The sequence below is a fragment of the Oceanobacter sp. 5_MG-2023 genome (genome assembly GCF_030548165.1).
Taxonomy (GTDB): Bacteria; Pseudomonadota; Gammaproteobacteria; order Pseudomonadales; family Oceanobacteraceae; genus Oceanobacter.
Genome location: NZ_JAUORS010000016.1, coordinates 22,219 through 41,263, shown reverse-complemented (window position 1 = coordinate 41,263; position 19,045 = coordinate 22,219). Strand labels below are relative to the sequence as shown.

Genomic DNA, 19,045 nt, shown 5'->3' with positions numbered 1-19,045 from the left:
CACAGCCTGTCAACCCGCAGGTTTACCGGCTGTGTATGGTTATGACTACTCTTTCCAGGTTCTTACAACAGCAAACCCGTATTCTTCAATCCATTGATCCAGCAGCTTGGGAGAGCGTTTGATCTTCTCCACAACTTCCTGGGTAGCCGGATTGCGGTATTTGCCGACTTTCAGCTTCGGCAGGGGCAGGCTGGAGGTCTTCTGTACCTTTAACGCCGCTTTGGTGAAGTGTTTTTGCAGTGATTCATACAGAGCGCTTTCTGGATTGCTTTTAATCCAGTTTTCCAGATCTGATGCAATGTACTGGTAATACTCTTTCTCGGAAACACCGTGCTGCGTTAATGCTGATTGAAAGGCTTCTGCGATGTCATTCAGAGCAGCGTATTTTTTTTGCTGATCGGCTTTGGCCTGAATTAATTCGGCAAGTTTCTTTTGCTCGGCTTCAATCAGCTCATCGATATTAGTTTCGAGAATGGATACGGTCATTCAAACCTCTGATGGTTTAATGGTGAATATGGGCAGGTAAAACCAAAAATGTTGCACATGCAAAAAGACACAGAAAAAAACAAAGAAATGCGCAGTGTATAAACAATAACACGCAATCCTTGTTGGTTTTTTATGCTGTAGGAGCAGATGCAAGACTCTCAGGTGTTCCTGATGATTACTGTATAGCACAGAGTTCACCAATGTTCCAAGATAGCAGTATTAAAAAACATGAAGTCGTGAGTGTTTTGGGGCAACAAACCGCCAACGACATGGTGAGTAACAGGGATGGATAATGGCTTCATTGCACTTGCGTCGATTTTTTAACCAGAATAGTGGAACAGTAATATGCACTCAGGTGCATTAATCTGAGAGGTGAGAATAATGCAAGGATATGTAAATTATGAAAAATATGCAGTAAAGACCGGCCAGCTGGCTGCTTATGGTAGGAGCAAATAGCATTGCCGTTGATTGACGAAACCAATACGACCAAAGTAAAAGTGCCCTTATCTGACCCGTTGGACAGGTTAAAGAGCCGTTGATTTATTCAGCGGAAATAGCAGGTCAAGGTGATACACCATCGTCATGGTCAGCATGTGCCGTGTTGGTTTTATAATATGGCAGTTGTTTTTATGAGCTGTTTATAACCGTAATGCCTGATTATCGGTCTGGGTGCCTGTTATTCAATTCTTACCCGCAGTGTTCACCTGAATCGCCACGACCAGTATCTACTGGACTCCGGGCGTCGGGTGACAGAGCCGACAGAGCCAGAGCAGCGATACAGCAGGAAGTGATACAGCAGGACCAGGTTTGATACAGGGAGATTATCACCGGGCCTGCAAGCCGACTGGAGCAAGTCAGCTGGAGCACAAGCTGGCGGGTCTCGTGAGAGAGGTCGTGAGAGCGGTTGTGAGAGCGGTTGTGAGAGCGGTTGTGAGAGCGGTTGTGAGAGCGGTTGTGAGAGCGGTTGTGACAGAGAAGGATGCGAGGGCCGATAGAACAGCAGGTAACGGCATACAGAGGCTGTGCCGCGAAGAGGCGCAAGATTACCCGTATGACCCTGTTACAGGCATGACAGGGCATGATGCATGATTAATCCGGTACTGACTGACAGATGTTGGTCTGTATTGATCAGCGCTGGTTGGGTTTGCCGATCTGACCGCGTTCCGGGTTAAACGTCAACACCGCCAGCAAGGTAAACACCACCAGGCAGCCACTGACCACCAACAGCGCGTCAGCGTTCAATTTACCGTACAGCGCATGACGAATCAGCTCGACACAAAAAGAGAAAGGATTCATGCGGCACAGCCAATAAAGCCATTCACTGGATTCCTGCATTTTCCAGAGCGGGTATAAAGCCGACGACATAAAAAACATCGGGAAAATAACAAAATTCATCACTCCGGCAAAATTCTCCAGCTGGCGGATAAAGCTGGATATAAACAGCCCGATGGCCCCGAGTAATACACCGGTCAGTATCACCGCGGGAGCAACCCACAACAGACCAACCTGTGGCACTTCAACGTCGAATAACCAGGCAATTGCAAGAAAGGCATATACCTGTGGAATGGCGACCAGAGTGCTGGCAACCAGCTTGCTGAGTAGCAAATACCAGCGGGGCAGCGGACTCATCAACAACACTCGCATACTGCCCATTTCACGGTCATATACCATCGACAGCGAGCTTTGCATGGCATTAAACAGCAAAATCATCGCCACCAGTCCGGGGACGATATACACCTCATACGTGATGTAGGTGTCGTAAGGCTCGATAATGGAAATCCCTAGCGCCGCCCGAAAACCGGCGGCAAAAACCGCCAGCCACAACAATGGCCGTACCAATGAACTGAAAAAGCGACTGCGCTGATGGATAAAACGCAAGCTTTCACGTTTGAGAATGCCACTAAAGGCATACCAGTAACTGGCCAGGCTCATAGGTTGGCTCCATCCGTTGGCGGTGGGCGGGAAGTCAGCTGCTCAAAAGCCTCCACCAGGGAGGTCGTACCGGTTTGCTGGCACAGGGCATGGGCCGAGGTACTGGCCAGTACACTGCCCTGATGCAGCAGCGTGACGGGATCGATGGGCAAGATTTCTTCAATCAGATGGGTGGCCCACAGCACGGTGACCTGCCGCTGTTCACACAGCGAACGGACATGGCGATTGAGACTGGCGCGGGTGTGCGGGTCGAGGCCAACCGTGGCTTCGTCCAGTAACAGCAAACTGGGGTGATGCAGGAGCGCTCGGGCGATTTCCACCCGGCGACGATGGCCGCCGTTTAACGCCCGGACTTTTTTGTGCCGGGCATCGAGTAATTCCACCCGGGCCAACTCTTCCTCGATACGCTGCTGGCGCAAGCGCGTCGACAGGCCGTGCAGGCAGCCGTGGTAGTCGAGATTCTGTTCGACGCTAAGATCGAGATCGAGAGTACTTTGCTGGAACACCATACCAATATTACCCAGCAGGGCAGCCGGGGCATGACGCAAGCTGTGGCCATTCACCCGGATGTCACCCTGTTGCACCTGAAACAAGCGGCTGATCAGCGCAAACAGCGTACTTTTACCCGCGCCGTTGGGGCCGAGCAGAGCATGAAACTGACCGGCCTGAATATTGAACGACACCTGCTTCAGTGCTTGTTTGCCAGGGTAGCAGTGCCCCAGCTGATCGACTTCCACTAACGGCTGTGATGAATGCGTCATAACTCAGTCTGGCTTGATGGCCAGCCCCCAGGGGTAGCGTCCTACCTTGATGGATTTGGTGACCTTCATCCGTTCGATATCAATCACCGAGACATCGCCACTGATACCGTTGGTCGTGAGCAGGAATTTTTCATCGGGCGTCAGTGCCATATGCCAGACCCGGCGGCCGACCAGCAAATAGTCGAGCACTTCCCAGGTGTTGGCATCCACCACCGCGACATGATTGGCCGGGCCGAGGGCAACAAAGGCATAACGGCCGTCAGAGGTCAGCTTGACGCCAACGGGCTGCACCTTGTCGCGATGAATCCCGCGGATATTGAAGCGGATCTTGTGGAGCTCTTCCTTACTGGCAACATCGATCACCGATACCGTGCCACCAATCTCGGCACTGGCCCAGAGGCGGTTGCCATCCTTGCTGAACTGGACATAACGGGGGCGCTGGTCGACCTTGGTATTGTGTATCAGTTGGTTGGTACTGGTATCGATCCAGTGCAGCATGCTGGTGGTTTCGGAGGTATTGACCACCAACTTGCCATCCGGGCTGACGGCCATGCCCTCCGGCTCAACACCGACATCAATCTGGCCGGTGACCAGATGGGTTAACGGGTTCACCACAGTTACCAGAGCACTGTCTTCGTTGGAGATATACAAGCGGTCGCCATCGGGGTGAAGGGCAAACTGCTCCGGGTCTTCACCGGAAGGCAGACTGGCGACGATACGTTGTGTGGCAACGTCCATCACCTGCACGGTGTCATCGTCACTGGCACAGATATACAGCAACGAATAGTCATGGTTAAAGGTGATACCACGGGGGCGCTGGCCGACCTCGATGGTGTCGACCACGGCAAAACTGTTCAGATCAATAATGGAAAGCGAATTGTCTTTCTCGTTGGAAACATAAGCCAGCGCCGCCTGGGCGCTGACCGGCAGCAATAATGGGGTGATCAGTGCTGCAGAGACTAACAGCTGTTTAAAAGGGGAATTCATCCTGTGGCTCCTCGGATTTGGGCTGGTGCAGATAGTGGCGGCCGGTTTAATCAGCTTGATCGACCAGTCGGCACTGACTCTCGGGCTGGTCAAAACCCAGGGTGTCGAGTTCGGTATAAGGGTGCAGATAACCTTCCTGCGGCGACTGGGATACCAGCGCCCGTGGATGCACCAGCGCAATCGGTTGTCGCAGCTGGCCATTCCAGTGCCGGTAGGTCAGCTTGCGACCCTTGAAGCCCGCCAGTTCAAACTGGCTACTGAGCAAATGGCTACGAATATCAGTGGCGGAATAAGGAATCTGATGGGACAGGGATTCGCCAATGGAACGAATGGCAGCCCAGGCAGCATAATCCTTGTCGGTCATCCAGCGGCTGGCTTGCCGGTCAAAGCGACTTTGCAGCTGTGCCGCTCCCCATTGTTCAATAACACGATGCCAGCCCACGGGCTTCAGCCCCTGGGTTCCGGTGACAGGACGCGGGTACCAGGTGTTATAAAGCAGGAATTCGCCAAAATCGCCAACTTCATCGGCCACCACAACCGCATCGTACTCTTTGGTCTGGGTAAATAGTGGCACCTCGGTTTGGGCAGACCGACGCAGGTCAGAATCAAAGGTCCAGTCTTTTGCGGCGACGATTTTGCCCCCAAAACGTTTGGCTGAGCGCCGGACAGCATTGGCGTAATCCTTGTCTTCCGGACGAGTGCCGCTGATCAGCAACCATTTTTTCAGTTTCTTCCTGATCAGCCACTGGGCCATGGCATCGGTGAGCATGGCGCGGCTGGGCAAAGTGTGCAGCACATTGGCCACACACTGGTTGAGACGTAATGAATCGTCGTAACTCCCCACATTAAAAAACAGCAGCTCGGGGTACTGGTTGGCCATCGTTGTCAGGGTCTGGGCCGGAGCGTTCACCAGCAACAACTGGATGCCCTGTTGCTGAAAGCGATGGAGTGCGGCCAGGAGTTCAGCCTCATCATAGCTGCGGGCCTGCTCCAGAGAGTAGGCGAGACCAAGAAAGCGGCCACCGGCGTTGTTATCGCTGATACCCAACAACGCCCCTTGCAGGGCATTGTCTTGTGGGTCGGGCAAAACATTGGAAAGCAGCGGTGGGGTCTCGTGCTGCAATTCAAGATAGCCAATCTGGATGGATTGGGTGTCGGCTGCCGGAGTCGCGGCGTTGACCATCGTGGTGACGGACAGCAGCCAGCAACTGAGCAGCAAGGTTGGTAATCCTGTGGGGGCAGACCTTTGCCCCGATGTTAGGCAGGTCAAGCCGGTTGAACAGACTGACCTGGTTGAGCAGATTGACCAAAGAGAGAGGCAAAAGGCATAAGCCTGATGAAATCGGGCGTTTGTCATAGTATCCCGCCGTTGCAAAATGATTATTGTTGTTATGGTAATAAAGCCCGGATAAAGCCTGATTGTTATCGGCGGGACTGTTATTTCAACGAGATTACGCAACCCGACAAGAGACAGGTATAGGCATTAAGTACCCAACATTTACGCCTCTCGTACTATGTGATGCAGCGCGGGTACTGTTGCCATGCCGCGGCCGTTATTGCCGGAATGGAACCCGGTTTTACCCCAGAGGCTGTTATAACGCCGCCAGATAGCGGCCACGGTTGGATTTTACCGGGTCGTGCCGGTGGTTATCCGGTGATGATTGCAGCACCTTTCCCTTCTGATTTTATGATGAATGGCAACCCAGTGCCAGCCGCCTCCCCCTGAAGACCGCCGTTATTGGCAATACCCTCCTAGTACCAAGGTACTGAAAATCGGCTACCAAAGTGTTCTGTGGCCCGTTTTTACTCGTACCTAGAATAAGCTCAAAGAAAATAACAAACGGGTACTCATAATGAAAAAATTCAGTTCTGTCCTTCATGGCATCGCATTAGCTGGTTTTATGGCAGCGTCGGGTACTGTCTGGGCGCACGGAGATGTGACACCTCAGGCGATTGACGTCAGTGGTCTTGAGAAGCTTGGCGACGAATGGCGCGAAGAAAACCCATACCGTGGTAATCCACGCGCTATCGAAATTGGCGCATCGGCATACGCTCAGAACTGTGCCCGTTGTCATGGTCTTGATGCCATTTCCGGCGGTATTGCACCGGATCTGCGGATGCTGGAGCCAGGCCTTGATGGCGATGAATGGTTCGTTTATCGGGTACGTAACGGCGCGGTACGTAATGGCGTGCCGTATATGCCGAAAATGGCCGACTTCCTCAGTCAGGAAGGTCTCTGGGCCATCCGGGCATGGCTCGAAACCCGTCCTGCAGACGAGTAATCCCTTGTTTTCCCTGACGGCGAAAGCATCCGGTATGCTGCTGAAACCCGCCTGGTGGCGGGTTTTGCTGCTGGCATGGGTGTTAGCGAGTAGCAATGCCAGTGCCCGCTCTCTGGAAGATGTGCAAGAGAGCGGTGAACTCAGTGTGGCGGTATATCGTGATTTCCCGCCGTACTCCTGGGAAGTGGACGGCAAGGCCATGGGGTTTGACGTGGAGATTGCACGGGCACTGGCCAAAGGGCTGGGCGTCAAGCTGCATCTGCACTGGATGATCCCGGATGAAAACTTGGATGACGACCTGCGTAACCATGTCTGGAAAGGCCATTATCTGGCCCGGATCGAAGACGAACCCATGTTACGGCGTGACGTCGCAGATGTGATGCTACGGGCACCGTACGACCGTGAATTTGCCTTCAAGGTCGACCCGGATGGGCGAGTCATCAACGATCTGGTGCATTTCTTTGCCCCTTATCAGCGGGAACGCTGGGAGCTGTTGATCGATCGCCAGCAACTGGCAACGATCGAAAACCTGGCCACCTTTATGTACGACAAGGTGGGTGTCGAAATAGACTCACTGCCGGATTTCTACCTGACCAGCGCCTTTCGCGGCAAAGTCCGTAATAACGTGGTGCACTTCACGACCACCGCTGACGCCATTGCTGCCTTGAAAGAAGGCGAGGTTGCCGGCGTTATGGGCATGAAGTCGCAGCTGGAGTGGGGCATGCAACAGCTGGGTGACAGTCAGGCCGAGCGTTACCAACTGGCCGATATACCAATGCCGAATCTGGTGAGTCGTTATTGGGAAGTGGGTATGGCAGTCAAAAACGATCATCGGGCGCTGGGGTATGCGCTGGAAGACGTGGTGACAGCAATGATCAACAGTGGTGACATGACCCGGCTGATGGCGCAATACGGGGTGGAATACCTTAAAACCGAGCAGTATCTGGTGCAGGAACAGGCTGAATAATCAGCCTGATTCGGCTGCCCCGGTGACAGCAGGACACCAGCCAGCAAGACACAGCCCCGGCTGATTTACTGGCACCAACAGTGACTGCCAATATATCCGCTGTTCGCAACGGATGTCTTTATCCTTGCCACCTCTATCCTTGCCACCTCTATCCTTGCCACCTCTATCCTTGCCACCTCTATCCTTGCCACCTCTATCCTTGCAATCTTTATTCTTGCCATCTTTATTCTTGCCATTGCCATATCCTTGTCATGCCGCTGATGCTTTCCGCTACACTGTTTGGCCTATTCGGGGAGCAGGTTTATGACATCATCCTGGCAGCAGCCACTACAACACTATTTTGGTTTTGATGCGCTACGTCCTGGTCAGCAGCCAGTGATCGAGGCGATTCTGGCCGGGCGTTCCAGTGCGGCGATTTTTCCGACTGGCTCGGGCAAGTCACTCTGTTATCAGCTACCAGCCCTGATCTTGCCGCACCTGACCCTGGTGATTTCACCATTGCTGGCCCTGATGCAGGATCAGGTGCAGTTTCTGAAATCCCGAGGTATCGCCGCGGCCACCATCGACTCAACCCAGAGCCGCGATGAAGCCCAGGATGTTATGAACGGAGTGCGCAGCGGCACAATCAAAATCCTGATGGTGTCGGTGGAGCGACTGAAAAACGAGCGCTTCCGCCAATTTATAGCCCAGGTGCCGATTTCGTTATTGGTCGTCGACGAAGCACACTGCATCTCCGAGTGGGGGCATAACTTCCGCCCGGACTATCTGAAATTACCCGCTTATTGCCGTGAATTTAACGTGCCACAGGTGCTGCTGTTAACCGCTACAGCGACCCAGGCAGTGATCGAAGACATGCAAACGCATTTTGCCCTGGATGCACAGGATGTCGTCACAACCGGTTTTCACCGTCCCAACTTACGCCTGTTAGTGCAGCCAACCGCCACCTCCGAACGGGTGGCCCAATGCGCCCTCTGGTTACAGCATCTGGCGCGTAAATCGGCACAAAAACAGCAGGATTTTGCGGCCATCATTTACGTCACCCTGCAACATACCGCAGAAGACGTGGCTCAACAGCTGGCCCGGCAAGTGCCGTTTCCGGTGCGGGCTTACCATGCCGGTTTGAGCCATGAGCAGCGCGACAGCATCCAGCAGCAGTTTATGTCGGGGCAAGTACCGGTGATTGTGGCAACCATCGCCTTTGGCATGGGCGTGGACAAAAGCAATATCCGTCAGGTCATGCATTACGACCTGCCCAAATCGATAGAAAATTACAGCCAGGAAATTGGCCGCGCCGGACGTGACGGCAAGGCATCGGACTGTATTATGCTGGCCGATGACAGCGGGCTGACGGTGTTGGAAAACTTCGTTTACGGCGATGGGCCGGAATTACACAGCATTCAACAGGTGATTCAGTCGGTCGCCGGTCAGCTAGAAGGGGGACAGTGGGAGGTACTGATGACGCCGTTATCCAGTCTCTCGAATATTCGCTTGCTGCCGCTGAAAACCCTGCTGGTCAACCTTGAGATGCGTGGCGTACTGACATCGCAATACAGCTATTTTGCCGAATATCGTTACAAGCTCGAACAGACCGAAACAGCGTTATTAAGCCACTTCAACGGCGAACGCCAGCAGTTTTTGGCCACGGTACTGAATACCAGCAACAAAGGCCGCAGCTGGTACACCCTCAATCTGGATGCTCTGGAACAGTCGTTAGGGGCGCAGGCCAGCAACGGAGACAGACCAACCCGGGTACGGGCATTAAACGCGCTGGAATTCTGTCAGGAAAGAGGCTGGCTACAGCTCGAAAGCAAACAAATGACGGATGTGTACCGGGTGAATGAACAGGCACTCGCCGAGCCTGGCCTGGCAGAATCCCTGTATCAGCATTTTTTGCAGAAGCAGGCCAACGAGATCAACCGCATCCACAATATGCTCAACCTGTTTCGTCAGCCTGATTGCGTATCGCGGCGGCTGGCCGCCTACTTTGGTGAACAGATGCCGCAAGACTGCGGTATCTGCTCCGTCTGCCGGGGGCAGTTTAAAGAGTGGCTACCAACCCGGAGTGGTGCGTCATTGGTTGCGCTGGATGCAGCAACCCTGGTCGCTCCGTTACAACAGAAAATACAGCAACAGTTTGGCCGGGCCGCATCGCTGGAATTACTGACGCGTTTTTTATGCGGTATCCAGGTGCCCTGGTTATCCAAGGTGCGTGCTCGACAGTTGCCCGGTTTTGGCCAGCTGGAGCATGTGCCATACGCTGAAGTATCCCGCTGGCTGGAATCTGCCCGGGTCGTGCCGGAGATATAGAAAATATTGAACTGCACCGCTTTGTGTTGATGGCAGCTATATTCACCAGCCACCCGGCCAGGTTTCTGTTATCCAGCCCTTGTTAAACAGACTACAAACAGAATACAAGCAAAGTACGAATAAAGTGCAAGAAAAGTATAAAGTCCCTTAATAGATACTTTAAGTGATAAAAACCCAGTTAATGCAACCAATCAAGCACATTAAAAGATATATTTGACAGGTTTTTTGTAAAGTCCTAAATTAAGAACATTAAGCAAATAAACCAGGTTTAAAGTAACCAAAACGGGACTTTAAAATGAAAGTCGAGACCGCTACAGCACTGGCAGAAGAGATCGGCGACAGGTTGAAGCAAGCCCGACTCAACCGGGACCTCACCCAATCCGAAGTGGCAGCGCTTGCTGGCATAGCCCGCAAAACGGTTCTGAATGCAGAAAAAGGAAAAGTGCAGCTCGATACCATGATCGCGATATTAATGGCACTGGACCTCACAGAACAGATCGATCTCTTCCTCCCTCAGCAAGAAATATCTCCCCTGCAACTGGCCAAACTACAAGGCAAAAAAAGGCAGAGAGCCTCTGGCCAACGCAGCAATAAAAATGAGGAAACGCCAGAATGGTAATGGAAGCCATCAGAATAACTTACCAGGACGAACTGGTTGGCGCAGTGAGTTTTAACACTGAAAAGGGGTTCGGCTCATTTGAATACGACCCTGGCTTCGTAAAAAATGGCGTCGAACTGTCCCCAATCAAAATGCCATTATCGGGCCGCATTTATAGCTTTCCTGAGCTGGGTTTCAATACGTTTAAAGGACTGCCCGGATTAATTGCCGATTCATTGCCAGATGATTTTGGCAACGCAGTGCTCAACGCATGGGTTGCAGGACAAGGCCATTCACCGAACGAAATTACGCCACTGCAACGCCTTCAATACACAGGAAAGCGAGGCATGGGCGCACTGGAATATGCACCGGCGACACAGCTACGAAGTTTGAATGCGTCACAACAGGTAGAAATCCAATCGCTCGTTGCAATTGCACAGGAAATACTCAACTCACGAAATGATTTTGCCGTAGCACTCAAACAAAATGGCCAGGATGACAGAGAAGCAATGATGTCTTTGTTATCTGTAGGCATGAGTGCAGGAGGAGCAAGACCAAAAGCAGTACTGGCATTTAACAAAGATTTTACCCAGGTACGCTCTGGCCAAGCCAACGTACCCAACGGTTTTACTCATTACCTGATGAAATTTGATGGCGTGAGTGAGCATAACAAACATCAAGAAACCTTCGGTGATCCATCAGGTTATGGTGCCATGGAGTTTGTTTATTATTTAATGGCCCAAAAATGCGGTGTCGATATGATGCCATGCCGCTTGCTCGATGAAGGCAAGCGACGACACTTTATTACCCAGCGATTTGACCGAATTAACAACAGCAAGGTACACGTACAAACGCTTAACGGCCTTGCCCACGTTGACTATAAAAAACCGGGTTCATTTTCTTACGCCGAATTATTTGGCATAGCCAGACAGCTGAAACTATCCGCTCTTGACGCCGAGCAACTTTTCAAGCGCATGACCTTTAACATCATTGCGAGAAACCATGACGACCACTCAAAAAACGTTGCTTTTATGCTGAAAAAAGACAAATGGTCTCTCGCACCGGCTTATGATTTGGCCTACAGCTACAAACCAGGCAGCCAATGGGTGAACAGCCACTGGATGAGCCTGAACGGTAAAAGAGATCACTTTACACGAAGTGATTTCCATAGCCTGGAAAAACTCAGCCCGATTTTTAACAAAAGAAAGATCGACGATATTATTGATACAACCATTGAACACGTATCAACCTGGCGTCAGCTTGCGCAGGAACAGGAAGTACCAAAAACACTGATAGATGAAATACAAGAAAACTTGCGCCTCGATCTTGAGTGATGGCAAGCTAAAAACAAACGAATTATGACGCAGTAAAACCAGGAATTAATCCGATGACAAGTTTACAACAACGTGCCGAACTTCAGCGCCAAATATGGGCAATCGCCAACGATGTGCGAGGTTCAGTGGATGGCTGGGATTTCAAACAGTACGTACTGGGCACCTTGTTCTATCGTTTTATCAGTGAGAACTTTGTTGGCTACATCACCGGTGGTGACGACAGCGTGAACTATGCCACCATGTCTGATGACGATGAAAATATTCACTTTGCCAAAGAAGATGCCATCAAAACCAAAGGCTATTTTCTCTATCCAAGTCAGCTTTTTAGTAATGTGGCCACCAATGCCCACAAAAACGACAATTTGAATACAGACTTGGCTGCCATTTTTGCAGCGATTGAAAACTCAGCCAATGGTTATGATTCAGAAAAGGACATCAAAGGCCTGTTTGCGGATTTTGACACCACCAGTAACCGCCTGGGTAATACGGTAGAGGCAAAAAACAAACGCCTGGCAGCTGTGTTAAAGGGCGTGGCGGGTTTAACTTTTGGTGATTTTGAAGATAACCAAATTGATTTATTCGGTGATGCCTACGAGTTCCTGATTTCAAACTACGCTGCCAATGCCGGTAAATCCGGTGGCGAATTTTTTACCCCTCAGCACGTTTCAAAATTGATCGCGCAATTGGCCATGCACGGCCAGACCAGTGTGAATAAAATCTATGACCCTGCGGCGGGTTCGGGTTCATTGCTGTTACAAGCCAAAAAGCACTTTGATGCGCATATTATTGAAGAGGGCTTTTTTGGTCAGGAACTCAACCACACCACCTACAACCTGGCGCGTATGAATATGTTTTTGCACAACATTAACTACGACAAGTTTAATATTCAGCTAGGTGATACCTTAACCGAACCGCACTTTTTGGACGACAAACCCTTTGATGCCATTGTCTCCAACCCGCCGTATTCAGTGAAGTGGATTGGTAGCGACGACCCAACCCTAATCAACGATGACCGCTTTGCGCCCGCAGGTGTGCTTGCGCCTAAATCAAAAGCCGACTTTGCCTTTGTGTTGCATGCGCTCAGCTACCTATCAAGCAAAGGGCGTGCGGCCATTGTTTGCTTCCCCGGTATTTTTTACCGTGGTGGCGCTGAGCAAAAAATTCGTAAGTATCTGGTTGATAACAACTATGTCGAAACGGTGATTTCACTGGCACCTAACCTGTTCTTTGGCACCACCATTGCCGTGAATATCTTGGTGCTGTCTAAACACAAAACCGACACCACCACCCAATTTATCGATGCCAGCGGTTTGTTTAAAAAAGAAACCAACAACAATACCCTCACCAACGAACACATCGAAAACATCATGAAGGTGTTTGCCAGCAAAGAGAATGTGGAACATTTTGCTAAATCGATTGAATTGGATGTTATCGCATGCAATAGCTACAACCTTTCGGTAAGCAGTTATGTGGAGGCCAAAGATACTCGCGAAGTAATAGATATTACAGAGCTTAATGCCGAACTTAAAACCACCGTTGCTAAAATTGATGCGCTTCGCAGTGAGATTGATGCCATTGTGGCGGAAATTGAAGGTGAGGAGCTTGAAGCATGAGTAATTTGAGCTATATGGAGAAGCTACTGGATGAAGTTGATGTTGAGTGGAAAGCTCTAGGTGATGTAGCAGAAATTAAGAGAGGAACATCAATAACAAAAAAAAATGTTACAGATGGTGATATTCCTGTAATTGCAGGCGGGCGTACTCCAGCTTATTACCACAATGAAAGTAATAGGGATGGGCAAACGATTGTAATTGCTGGCTCTGGGGCTTATGCAGGGTTCGTTAGTTGGTGGGAACAACCGATTTTTGTGTCAGATGCATTTACTGTAAAACCTATCAACACATTGATGGCTAGATATTGTTATCATTTCTTAATGAATATGCAGCAGCAACTTCATGATTTTAAAAGTGGTGGTGGAGTTCCTCATGTTTATCCCCGTGATGTATCGCCAATAAAAATCCCCATCCCATGCCCAGATAACCCAGAAAAATCGCTGGCAATACAAGCTGAAATAGTGCGCATTCTGGACGCATTTACCGCCATGACCGCCGAGCTGACCGCCGAGCTTAACATGCGGAAAAAACAATACAACTACTACCGCGATAAGTTGCTAAGTTTTGAAGAAGGTGAAGTTGAGTGGAAGACGTTAGGTGAAGTGGCTTTAGATTTTGGTCGAGGAAAGTCTAAACATCGACCTAGAAATGATCCTAGTTTGTATGGAGGTGATATACCCTTTATTCAAACGGGTGATATCAGAAATGCGGCCCATACTATTCGAGATTACAGCCAGACTTATAGTGAACTCGGTTTAAAGCAGAGTAAATTGTGGCCTAAAGGCACACTATGCATCACTATCGCTGCGAATATTGCAGAAACATCTATTTTGGGCTTTGATGCATGTTTTCCTGATAGTGTTATTGGTTTCGTTGCAAATCCTGAAGAAACGAGCTCAAGTTACGTTGAATATTTACTATCCTCAATCAAAACGCAGCTAGAAGAAAAAGGTCAAGGGAGCGCACAAAGCAATATAAACTTGGGTACATTTCAGAACTTAAAGCTTCCGTTCCCTCCAATTACGGAGCAAGAGCGCATTGTAGCTTTGCTCGATAAATTTGAGCTGTTAACTAACTCCATCACCGAAGGTCTCCCTCGCGAAATTGAGTTACGTCAAAAGCAATACGAGTATTATCGTGACCTGTTGTTGAGCTTCCCTAAATCTGATGAGGCAGCTTAATGAGTACAACGCTAACGGAAATAGCAGGGTTGTTGCAAGCGTCTGATAAAAAGGTGCAGTTAATCTATGCCTTTAATGGCACAGGAAAAACGCGTTTGTCTCGTGAATTTAAAGAGATCATCGCGCCAAAGCAAGATGGACAGGATGAGCTTGACGAAGCAGAGCAAGCGCCACTGTCGCGCCACAAGATTTTATATTACAACGCGTTTACAGAAGACTTGTTTTACTGGGATAACGATTTATATGCGGATGCAGAGCCGAAGCTAAAAATCCAACCCAATACGTTTACCGATTGGATTTTGCAAGAGCAAGGGCAAGACATGAACGTGATCAGCACGTTCCAGCGCTATGCAAACGATAAACTAACGCCCCGTTTTAATCCGCAATACACGGCTAATGATAAAGACGGTAACCAAGTTACCGTCAAAGCCTTTTCTGAGGTGACGTTTTCACATCAAGGTGGCGATGACGAGCCGGATAGAAAAATTAAAATATCAAAGGGTGAAGAAAGTAACTTTATTTGGAGTATTTTTTATTCATTGCTCGAACAAGTGATCAGCATCTTAAATGTACCTGAAGAAACGGATCGAGAAACTGATCAGTTTAACCAATTACAATATGTGTTTATTGATGACCCGGTGAGCTCGTTAGATGACAACCATCTAATAGAGTTGGCTGTTGATTTAGCTCGTTTAATTAAGTCGAGTGATTTTGCTATTTCTGGCCTTAAGTTCATCATCACCACTCATAATCCGCTTTTTTATAATGTTTTGCATAACGAGTTTAATCGAGCACCCAAGTTTGTTTTGCGCAAGCTCGATGATGGCCAGCATGACCTTATTGAGCAAGAAAATGATTCGCCCTTCTCGTATCACCTGTATTTGAAGAATGAATTAATGAAAGCGGCAGACTCAGGCGATATCCACAAATACCACTTTAATTTTTTGCGAAATGTACTCGAAAAAACCTCAACGTTCTTGGGATACGAAGAGTGGGGTGAGCTGTTGCCCGGCGTCAGAGGTAATAGGGCTACGGGGCAAGTAAACCCCTATGCACGGGTAATTAATTTATATAACCATGCAAAACACGCAGGCCATGAAGTGGCCGAAGTCGAAGAAGATCATAAGCGCGTCTTTAAGTTTTTAGTGAAAGAGATAGATAATATTTATAAAGGGATGCGCGCTCCACAAGGGACAAAGGATTAGGAATAGATATGGCAGAATACAAAGCAATCGCAGAGTCTAACAATTACATTGTTTTAGATAAATATACACGCCAAGACCAAATTGCTGAGGGCTATCAAAGCGAAGGTGATTTAGAGCGCGAGCTGATTCAGGACCTAAGCAACCAAGGTTATGAGTATTTACCGGCGTTAACAACGCCTGACGCCATGATGGCGAATGTGCGCAAACAGCTACAAGCCCTTAATAAGGTCGAGTTTACTGATGCCGAGTGGGCGCGCTTTTGCGAGCAATACCTGAACACCCCAAGCGACAATATTCTCGAAAAAACCCGCAAGGTGCACAGTGACTATATCTTCGATTTTGTCTTTGATGATGGCCATATAGAAAATATCTACCTGTTTGACAAGAAGATCATTGCCCGCAACAAGGTGCAGGTTATTAAGCAGTTTGAACAAACGGGAAGCCATGCCAACCGTTACGATGTAACGATTTTGGTCAATGGTTTGCCTTTGGTGCAAATCGAACTGAAAAAGCGTGGTGTGGCGATTAGAGAGGCTTTTAACCAAATACATAGGTACAGCAAAGAGAGCTTTAATGCCGAGAACTCGTTGTATAAGTTCTTGCAGCTGTTTGTGATCTCTAATGGCACCGATACGCGCTATTTTGCCAATACCACTAAGCGAGACAAGAACAGCTTCGACTTTACCATGAACTGGGCGAAGTCAGACAATACGCTGATTAAGGATTTAAAAGACTTTACGGCAACCTTTTTACAAAAAGAAACGCTGCTTGAAGTGATCTTGCGTTACTCGGTGTTTGACGTCAGCAATACTTTGCTGGTAATGCGCCCTTATCAGATCGCGGCCACAGAGCGCATTTTGTGGAAGATTAAAAGCGCCTTTAACGCTAAAGACTGGGCTAAGCCTGAAAGCGGCGGCTATATTTGGCACACCACGGGTTCGGGTAAAACACTCACCAGCTTTAAAGCGGCACGTTTGGCCACCGATTTAGACTGTATTGATAAAGTCTTTTTTGTGGTGGACCGAAAAGACCTCGACTATCAGACGATGAAAGAGTATCAGCGTTTCTCTCCTGATAGTGTGAACGGTTCAGACAGTACCGCAGGGCTTAAAAGCAACCTGGATAAAGATGACAACAAGATCGTAGTCACCACGATCCAAAAGCTCAACAACTTAATCAAAAGTGAAAACGATTTATCCATCTACCACAAGCAGGTGGTGTTTATTTTTGACGAATGTCACCGCAGTCAATTTGGTGAAGCTCAGAAAAACCTGAAAAAGAAATTTAAAAAATATTATCAGTTTGGTTTTACGGGTACACCAATTTTTCCTGAAAATGCACTGGGTGCAGAAACAACAGGCAGCGTGTTTGGTCAGCAGTTGCACACCTATGTGATCACCGATGCCATTCGTGATGAAAAAGTACTCAAATTCAAAGTGGACTATAACGATGTTCGCCCGCAATTCAAGAGCATTGAGACTGAGCAGGATGATAAAAAACTAAGTGCAGATGAGAATAAACAAGCCTTTTTACATCCTATGCGGATACGTGAAATTTCACAGTACATTCTGAATAATTTTAACCAGAAAACCCATCGGGCTTACTCTGGCGCCAAAGGCTTTAACGCCATGTTCGCGGTCAGTAGTGTAGACGCCGCCAAGGCCTATTATGAAACCTTCCAGACATTACAAGCGGAAGCTGATGGTGTCGTGAAAAACAAGCCTCTTCGGATTGCGACCATCTTCTCGTTTGCTGCCAATGAGGAGCAAGACGCGATCGGCGATATTTTGGATGAAAGCTTTGAAGTCAGTGCCATGAACAGCAGTGCCAAGGAATTTTTAGATGCTGCGATTGCTGATTACAATACCATGTTTAAATCCAACTATGGCGTAGACAGTAAGGGTTTTCAGAACTACTACCGTGACCTTGCCCGGCGAGTGAAGAATCAAGAAATAGATTTGCTCATAGTGGTCGGTATGTTTTTAACGGGCTTTGATGCGCCTACGCTTAATACCTTGTTTGTTGATAAAAATTTGCGTTATCACGGCTTGATGCAGGCGTTTTCTCGCACAAACCGTATTTATGATGCTACCAAGACCTTTGGCAATATTGTTACCTTCCGGGACTTGGAGCAGGCAACCATTGATGCCATTACTTTGTTTGGTGACAAAAACACCAAGAATGTGGTGCTGGAGAAGAGCTATAAGGAATACATGGAAGGCTTTAACGATATTGCTACTGGCCAGGCGCGTCGAGGTTTTGTTGATATCGTCAAAGAGCTGCAAGAACGCTTTCCAAACCCAAAAAATATTGAAAAAGAACAAGATAAGAAAGAATTTGCCAAGCTGTTTGGTGAATACCTAAAAGCAGAAAATATATTACAAAACTACGATGAGTTTGCTGGATTAAAAGCGATGCAAAGCTTAGATACCAGTGATGAACAAGCTGTTGAAGAGTTCAAGTCAAAGTACTATCTGGACGATGCTGACATCGAGGCAATGCAAACCATCGATATGCCGAGCGAACGTGCTGTCCAAGATTATCGCTCTACTTACAATGATACCTGTGACTGGTTACGACGCGATAAAGAAGGTCAGGACAAAGATAAGTCAACGGTAGACTGGGACGATGTGGTCTTTGAAATTGATTTGCTTAAATCTCAAGAAATAAACCTCGACTATATTCTTGAACTGATTTTTGATCACAACAAGGAGAACAAGAGCAAAGAAGGCCTGATCAAAGAAGTCCGCCGTATGATACACAGTAGTTTTGGCAATAGAGAGAAAGAGAGCCTGGTGGTTGATTTTATTAACCAGACAAACCTGGATGAGATCAATGACAAAGCCAGCATTATTGACGCTTTCTTCAAGTTCGCCCAGGCTGAACAGAAGCGCGAAGCAGAGGCCATTATTGCCTCTGAAAAGCTAAATGAGGATGCGGCCAAACGTTACATTGCCTCATCTCTCAAGCGAGAGTATGCCTCTGAAAATGGCACTGCTCTTAATGAAGCATTGCCAAAACTCAGCCCTTTGAACCCACAGTACCGAACGCAGAAGCAAACGGTTTTCCAGAAAATCTCGGCTTTTGTTGAAAAATTCAAAGGTGTGGGTGGCCAGCTATAAGCGTCTCAGGTGCTGGGTAATCGTACCCAACGAATCCCGGCCAGCGGTTCTGCCGGGTTGATAGGGGGCGAGGTTTTGCCCAGGTGTTGGCCAGCGGTTCTTGTGGGGATCTTTAGCATGTCAAAAACCAATACTTTGGGCCTATATTCAGAGCGCTAAAGTAGACTTTTTTCTGTCCGGCAGGTGGCCGACACTGACTCTATCATCAGTAAGGGTCACTGGCCGTTGTGCCGGTGTGCTGCAAGGCTGGTGGTGGCCATCATCGGAATT

The 19,045-nt window shown here is 48.8% G+C and carries 15 protein-coding genes; 9 read left to right on the top strand and 6 right to left on the bottom strand.

The window, feature by feature from the left end; genetic code table 11:
• Positions 1-45 precede the first annotated feature (45 nt).
• The 5 genes from Q4551_RS11620 to Q4551_RS11600 form a co-directional block, all read right to left on the bottom strand.
• Complete coding sequence (locus Q4551_RS11620; RefSeq protein WP_303434007.1) at positions 46-486, bottom strand: hypothetical protein; 441 nt, start codon at positions 484-486, stop codon at positions 46-48.
• Between the two features lie 1,128 nt (positions 487-1,614).
• On the bottom strand, positions 1,615-2,418 hold the full coding sequence (locus Q4551_RS11615; protein WP_368501390.1) for an ABC transporter permease: 804 nt from the start codon (positions 2,416-2,418) through the stop codon (positions 1,615-1,617).
• Positions 2,415-3,179: an ATP-binding cassette domain-containing protein gene (locus Q4551_RS11610; protein ID WP_303434006.1), complete on the bottom strand. Its 765-nt coding sequence runs from the start codon at positions 3,177-3,179 to the stop codon at positions 2,415-2,417. Before Q4551_RS11610 ends, Q4551_RS11615 begins: the two co-directional genes overlap by 4 nt.
• A 3-nt stretch (positions 3,180-3,182) precedes the next feature.
• Positions 3,183-4,166 carry a YVTN family beta-propeller repeat protein gene (locus tag Q4551_RS11605; RefSeq protein ID WP_303434005.1) on the bottom strand — a complete coding sequence of 328 codons (984 nt, stop codon included), beginning with the start codon at positions 4,164-4,166 and terminating at the stop codon, positions 3,183-3,185.
• 46 nt (positions 4,167-4,212) lie between these two features.
• Entirely contained in the window at positions 4,213-5,385 is a 1,173-nt protein-coding gene (locus tag Q4551_RS11600; protein WP_303434004.1) for an ABC transporter substrate-binding protein, read from the bottom strand.
• Positions 5,386-6,019: 634 nt separating this feature from the next.
• Here Q4551_RS11600 and pedF point away from each other — a divergent pair.
• Together pedF and Q4551_RS11590 are read left to right on the top strand one after the other, a co-directional pair.
• Positions 6,020-6,448, top strand: a complete 429-nt coding sequence (gene pedF / locus Q4551_RS11595) for a cytochrome c-550 PedF (RefSeq protein WP_303434003.1) — start codon at positions 6,020-6,022, stop codon at positions 6,446-6,448.
• A gap of 4 nt (positions 6,449-6,452) precedes the next feature.
• Positions 6,453-7,415, top strand: a complete 963-nt coding sequence (locus tag Q4551_RS11590) for a transporter substrate-binding domain-containing protein (RefSeq protein WP_303434002.1) — start codon at positions 6,453-6,455, stop codon at positions 7,413-7,415.
• A gap of 65 nt (positions 7,416-7,480) precedes the next feature.
• Here Q4551_RS11590 and Q4551_RS11585 read toward each other — a convergent pair whose 3' ends face one another.
• The gene (locus tag Q4551_RS11585; protein WP_303434001.1) at positions 7,481-7,651 is read right to left on the bottom strand and encodes a hypothetical protein; all 171 of its coding nucleotides are present in this window, start codon (positions 7,649-7,651) and stop codon (positions 7,481-7,483) included.
• Positions 7,652-7,718: 67 nt separating this feature from the next.
• On the opposite strand from Q4551_RS11585, the gene Q4551_RS11580 reads away from it, so the two are divergent.
• The 7 genes from Q4551_RS11580 (at position 7,719) to Q4551_RS11550 (ending at position 18,775) form a co-directional block, all read left to right on the top strand.
• Complete coding sequence (locus Q4551_RS11580; protein WP_303434000.1) at positions 7,719-9,722, top strand: ATP-dependent DNA helicase RecQ; 2,004 nt, start codon at positions 7,719-7,721, stop codon at positions 9,720-9,722.
• A gap of 295 nt (positions 9,723-10,017) precedes the next feature.
• Positions 10,018-10,341, top strand: a complete 324-nt coding sequence (locus Q4551_RS11575) for a helix-turn-helix transcriptional regulator (protein ID WP_303433999.1) — start codon at positions 10,018-10,020, stop codon at positions 10,339-10,341.
• Entirely contained in the window at positions 10,335-11,654 is a 1,320-nt protein-coding gene (locus Q4551_RS11570; protein ID WP_303433998.1) for a type II toxin-antitoxin system HipA family toxin, read from the top strand. Before Q4551_RS11575 ends, Q4551_RS11570 begins: the two co-directional genes overlap by 7 nt.
• Positions 11,655-11,707: 53 nt before the next feature.
• Positions 11,708-13,267, top strand: coding sequence for a type I restriction-modification system subunit M (locus tag Q4551_RS11565; protein WP_303433997.1), 1,560 nt, complete (start codon positions 11,708-11,710; stop codon positions 13,265-13,267).
• Entirely contained in the window at positions 13,264-14,448 is a 1,185-nt protein-coding gene (locus Q4551_RS11560) for a restriction endonuclease subunit S (protein WP_303433996.1), read from the top strand. Before Q4551_RS11565 ends, Q4551_RS11560 begins: the two co-directional genes overlap by 4 nt.
• Positions 14,448-15,653 (top strand): AAA family ATPase, encoded by a 1,206-nt coding sequence (locus Q4551_RS11555; protein ID WP_303433995.1) that lies wholly within the window; start codon positions 14,448-14,450, stop codon positions 15,651-15,653. Before Q4551_RS11560 ends, Q4551_RS11555 begins: the two co-directional genes overlap by 1 nt.
• Positions 15,654-15,661: 8 nt before the next feature.
• Positions 15,662-18,775, top strand: coding sequence for an HsdR family type I site-specific deoxyribonuclease (locus tag Q4551_RS11550; RefSeq protein WP_303433994.1), 3,114 nt, complete (start codon positions 15,662-15,664; stop codon positions 18,773-18,775).
• The last annotated feature ends 270 nt before the right edge of the window (positions 18,776-19,045 follow it).

Coding starts and splice junctions, on each gene's coding strand:
- Q4551_RS11550 (WP_303433994.1), top strand. CDS start 15,662: ATGGCAGAATACAAAGCAATCGCAGAGTCTAACAATTACATTGTTTTA.
- Q4551_RS11575 (WP_303433999.1), top strand. CDS start 10,018: ATGAAAGTCGAGACCGCTACAGCACTGGCAGAAGAGATCGGCGACAGG.
- Q4551_RS11585 (WP_303434001.1), bottom strand. CDS start 7,651: ATGGCAAGAATAAAGATGGCAAGAATAAAGATTGCAAGGATAGAGGTG.
- Q4551_RS11580 (WP_303434000.1), top strand. CDS start 7,719: ATGACATCATCCTGGCAGCAGCCACTACAACACTATTTTGGTTTTGAT.
- Q4551_RS11615 (WP_368501390.1), bottom strand. CDS start 2,418: ATGAGCCTGGCCAGTTACTGGTATGCCTTTAGTGGCATTCTCAAACGT.
- Q4551_RS11605 (WP_303434005.1), bottom strand. CDS start 4,166: ATGAATTCCCCTTTTAAACAGCTGTTAGTCTCTGCAGCACTGATCACC.
- Q4551_RS11620 (WP_303434007.1), bottom strand. CDS start 486: ATGACCGTATCCATTCTCGAAACTAATATCGATGAGCTGATTGAAGCC.
- Q4551_RS11610 (WP_303434006.1), bottom strand. CDS start 3,179: ATGACGCATTCATCACAGCCGTTAGTGGAAGTCGATCAGCTGGGGCAC.
- Q4551_RS11555 (WP_303433995.1), top strand. CDS start 14,448: ATGAGTACAACGCTAACGGAAATAGCAGGGTTGTTGCAAGCGTCTGAT.
- Q4551_RS11560 (WP_303433996.1), top strand. CDS start 13,264: ATGAGTAATTTGAGCTATATGGAGAAGCTACTGGATGAAGTTGATGTT.
- pedF (WP_303434003.1), top strand. CDS start 6,020: ATGAAAAAATTCAGTTCTGTCCTTCATGGCATCGCATTAGCTGGTTTT.
- Q4551_RS11565 (WP_303433997.1), top strand. CDS start 11,708: ATGACAAGTTTACAACAACGTGCCGAACTTCAGCGCCAAATATGGGCA.
- Q4551_RS11570 (WP_303433998.1), top strand. CDS start 10,335: ATGGTAATGGAAGCCATCAGAATAACTTACCAGGACGAACTGGTTGGC.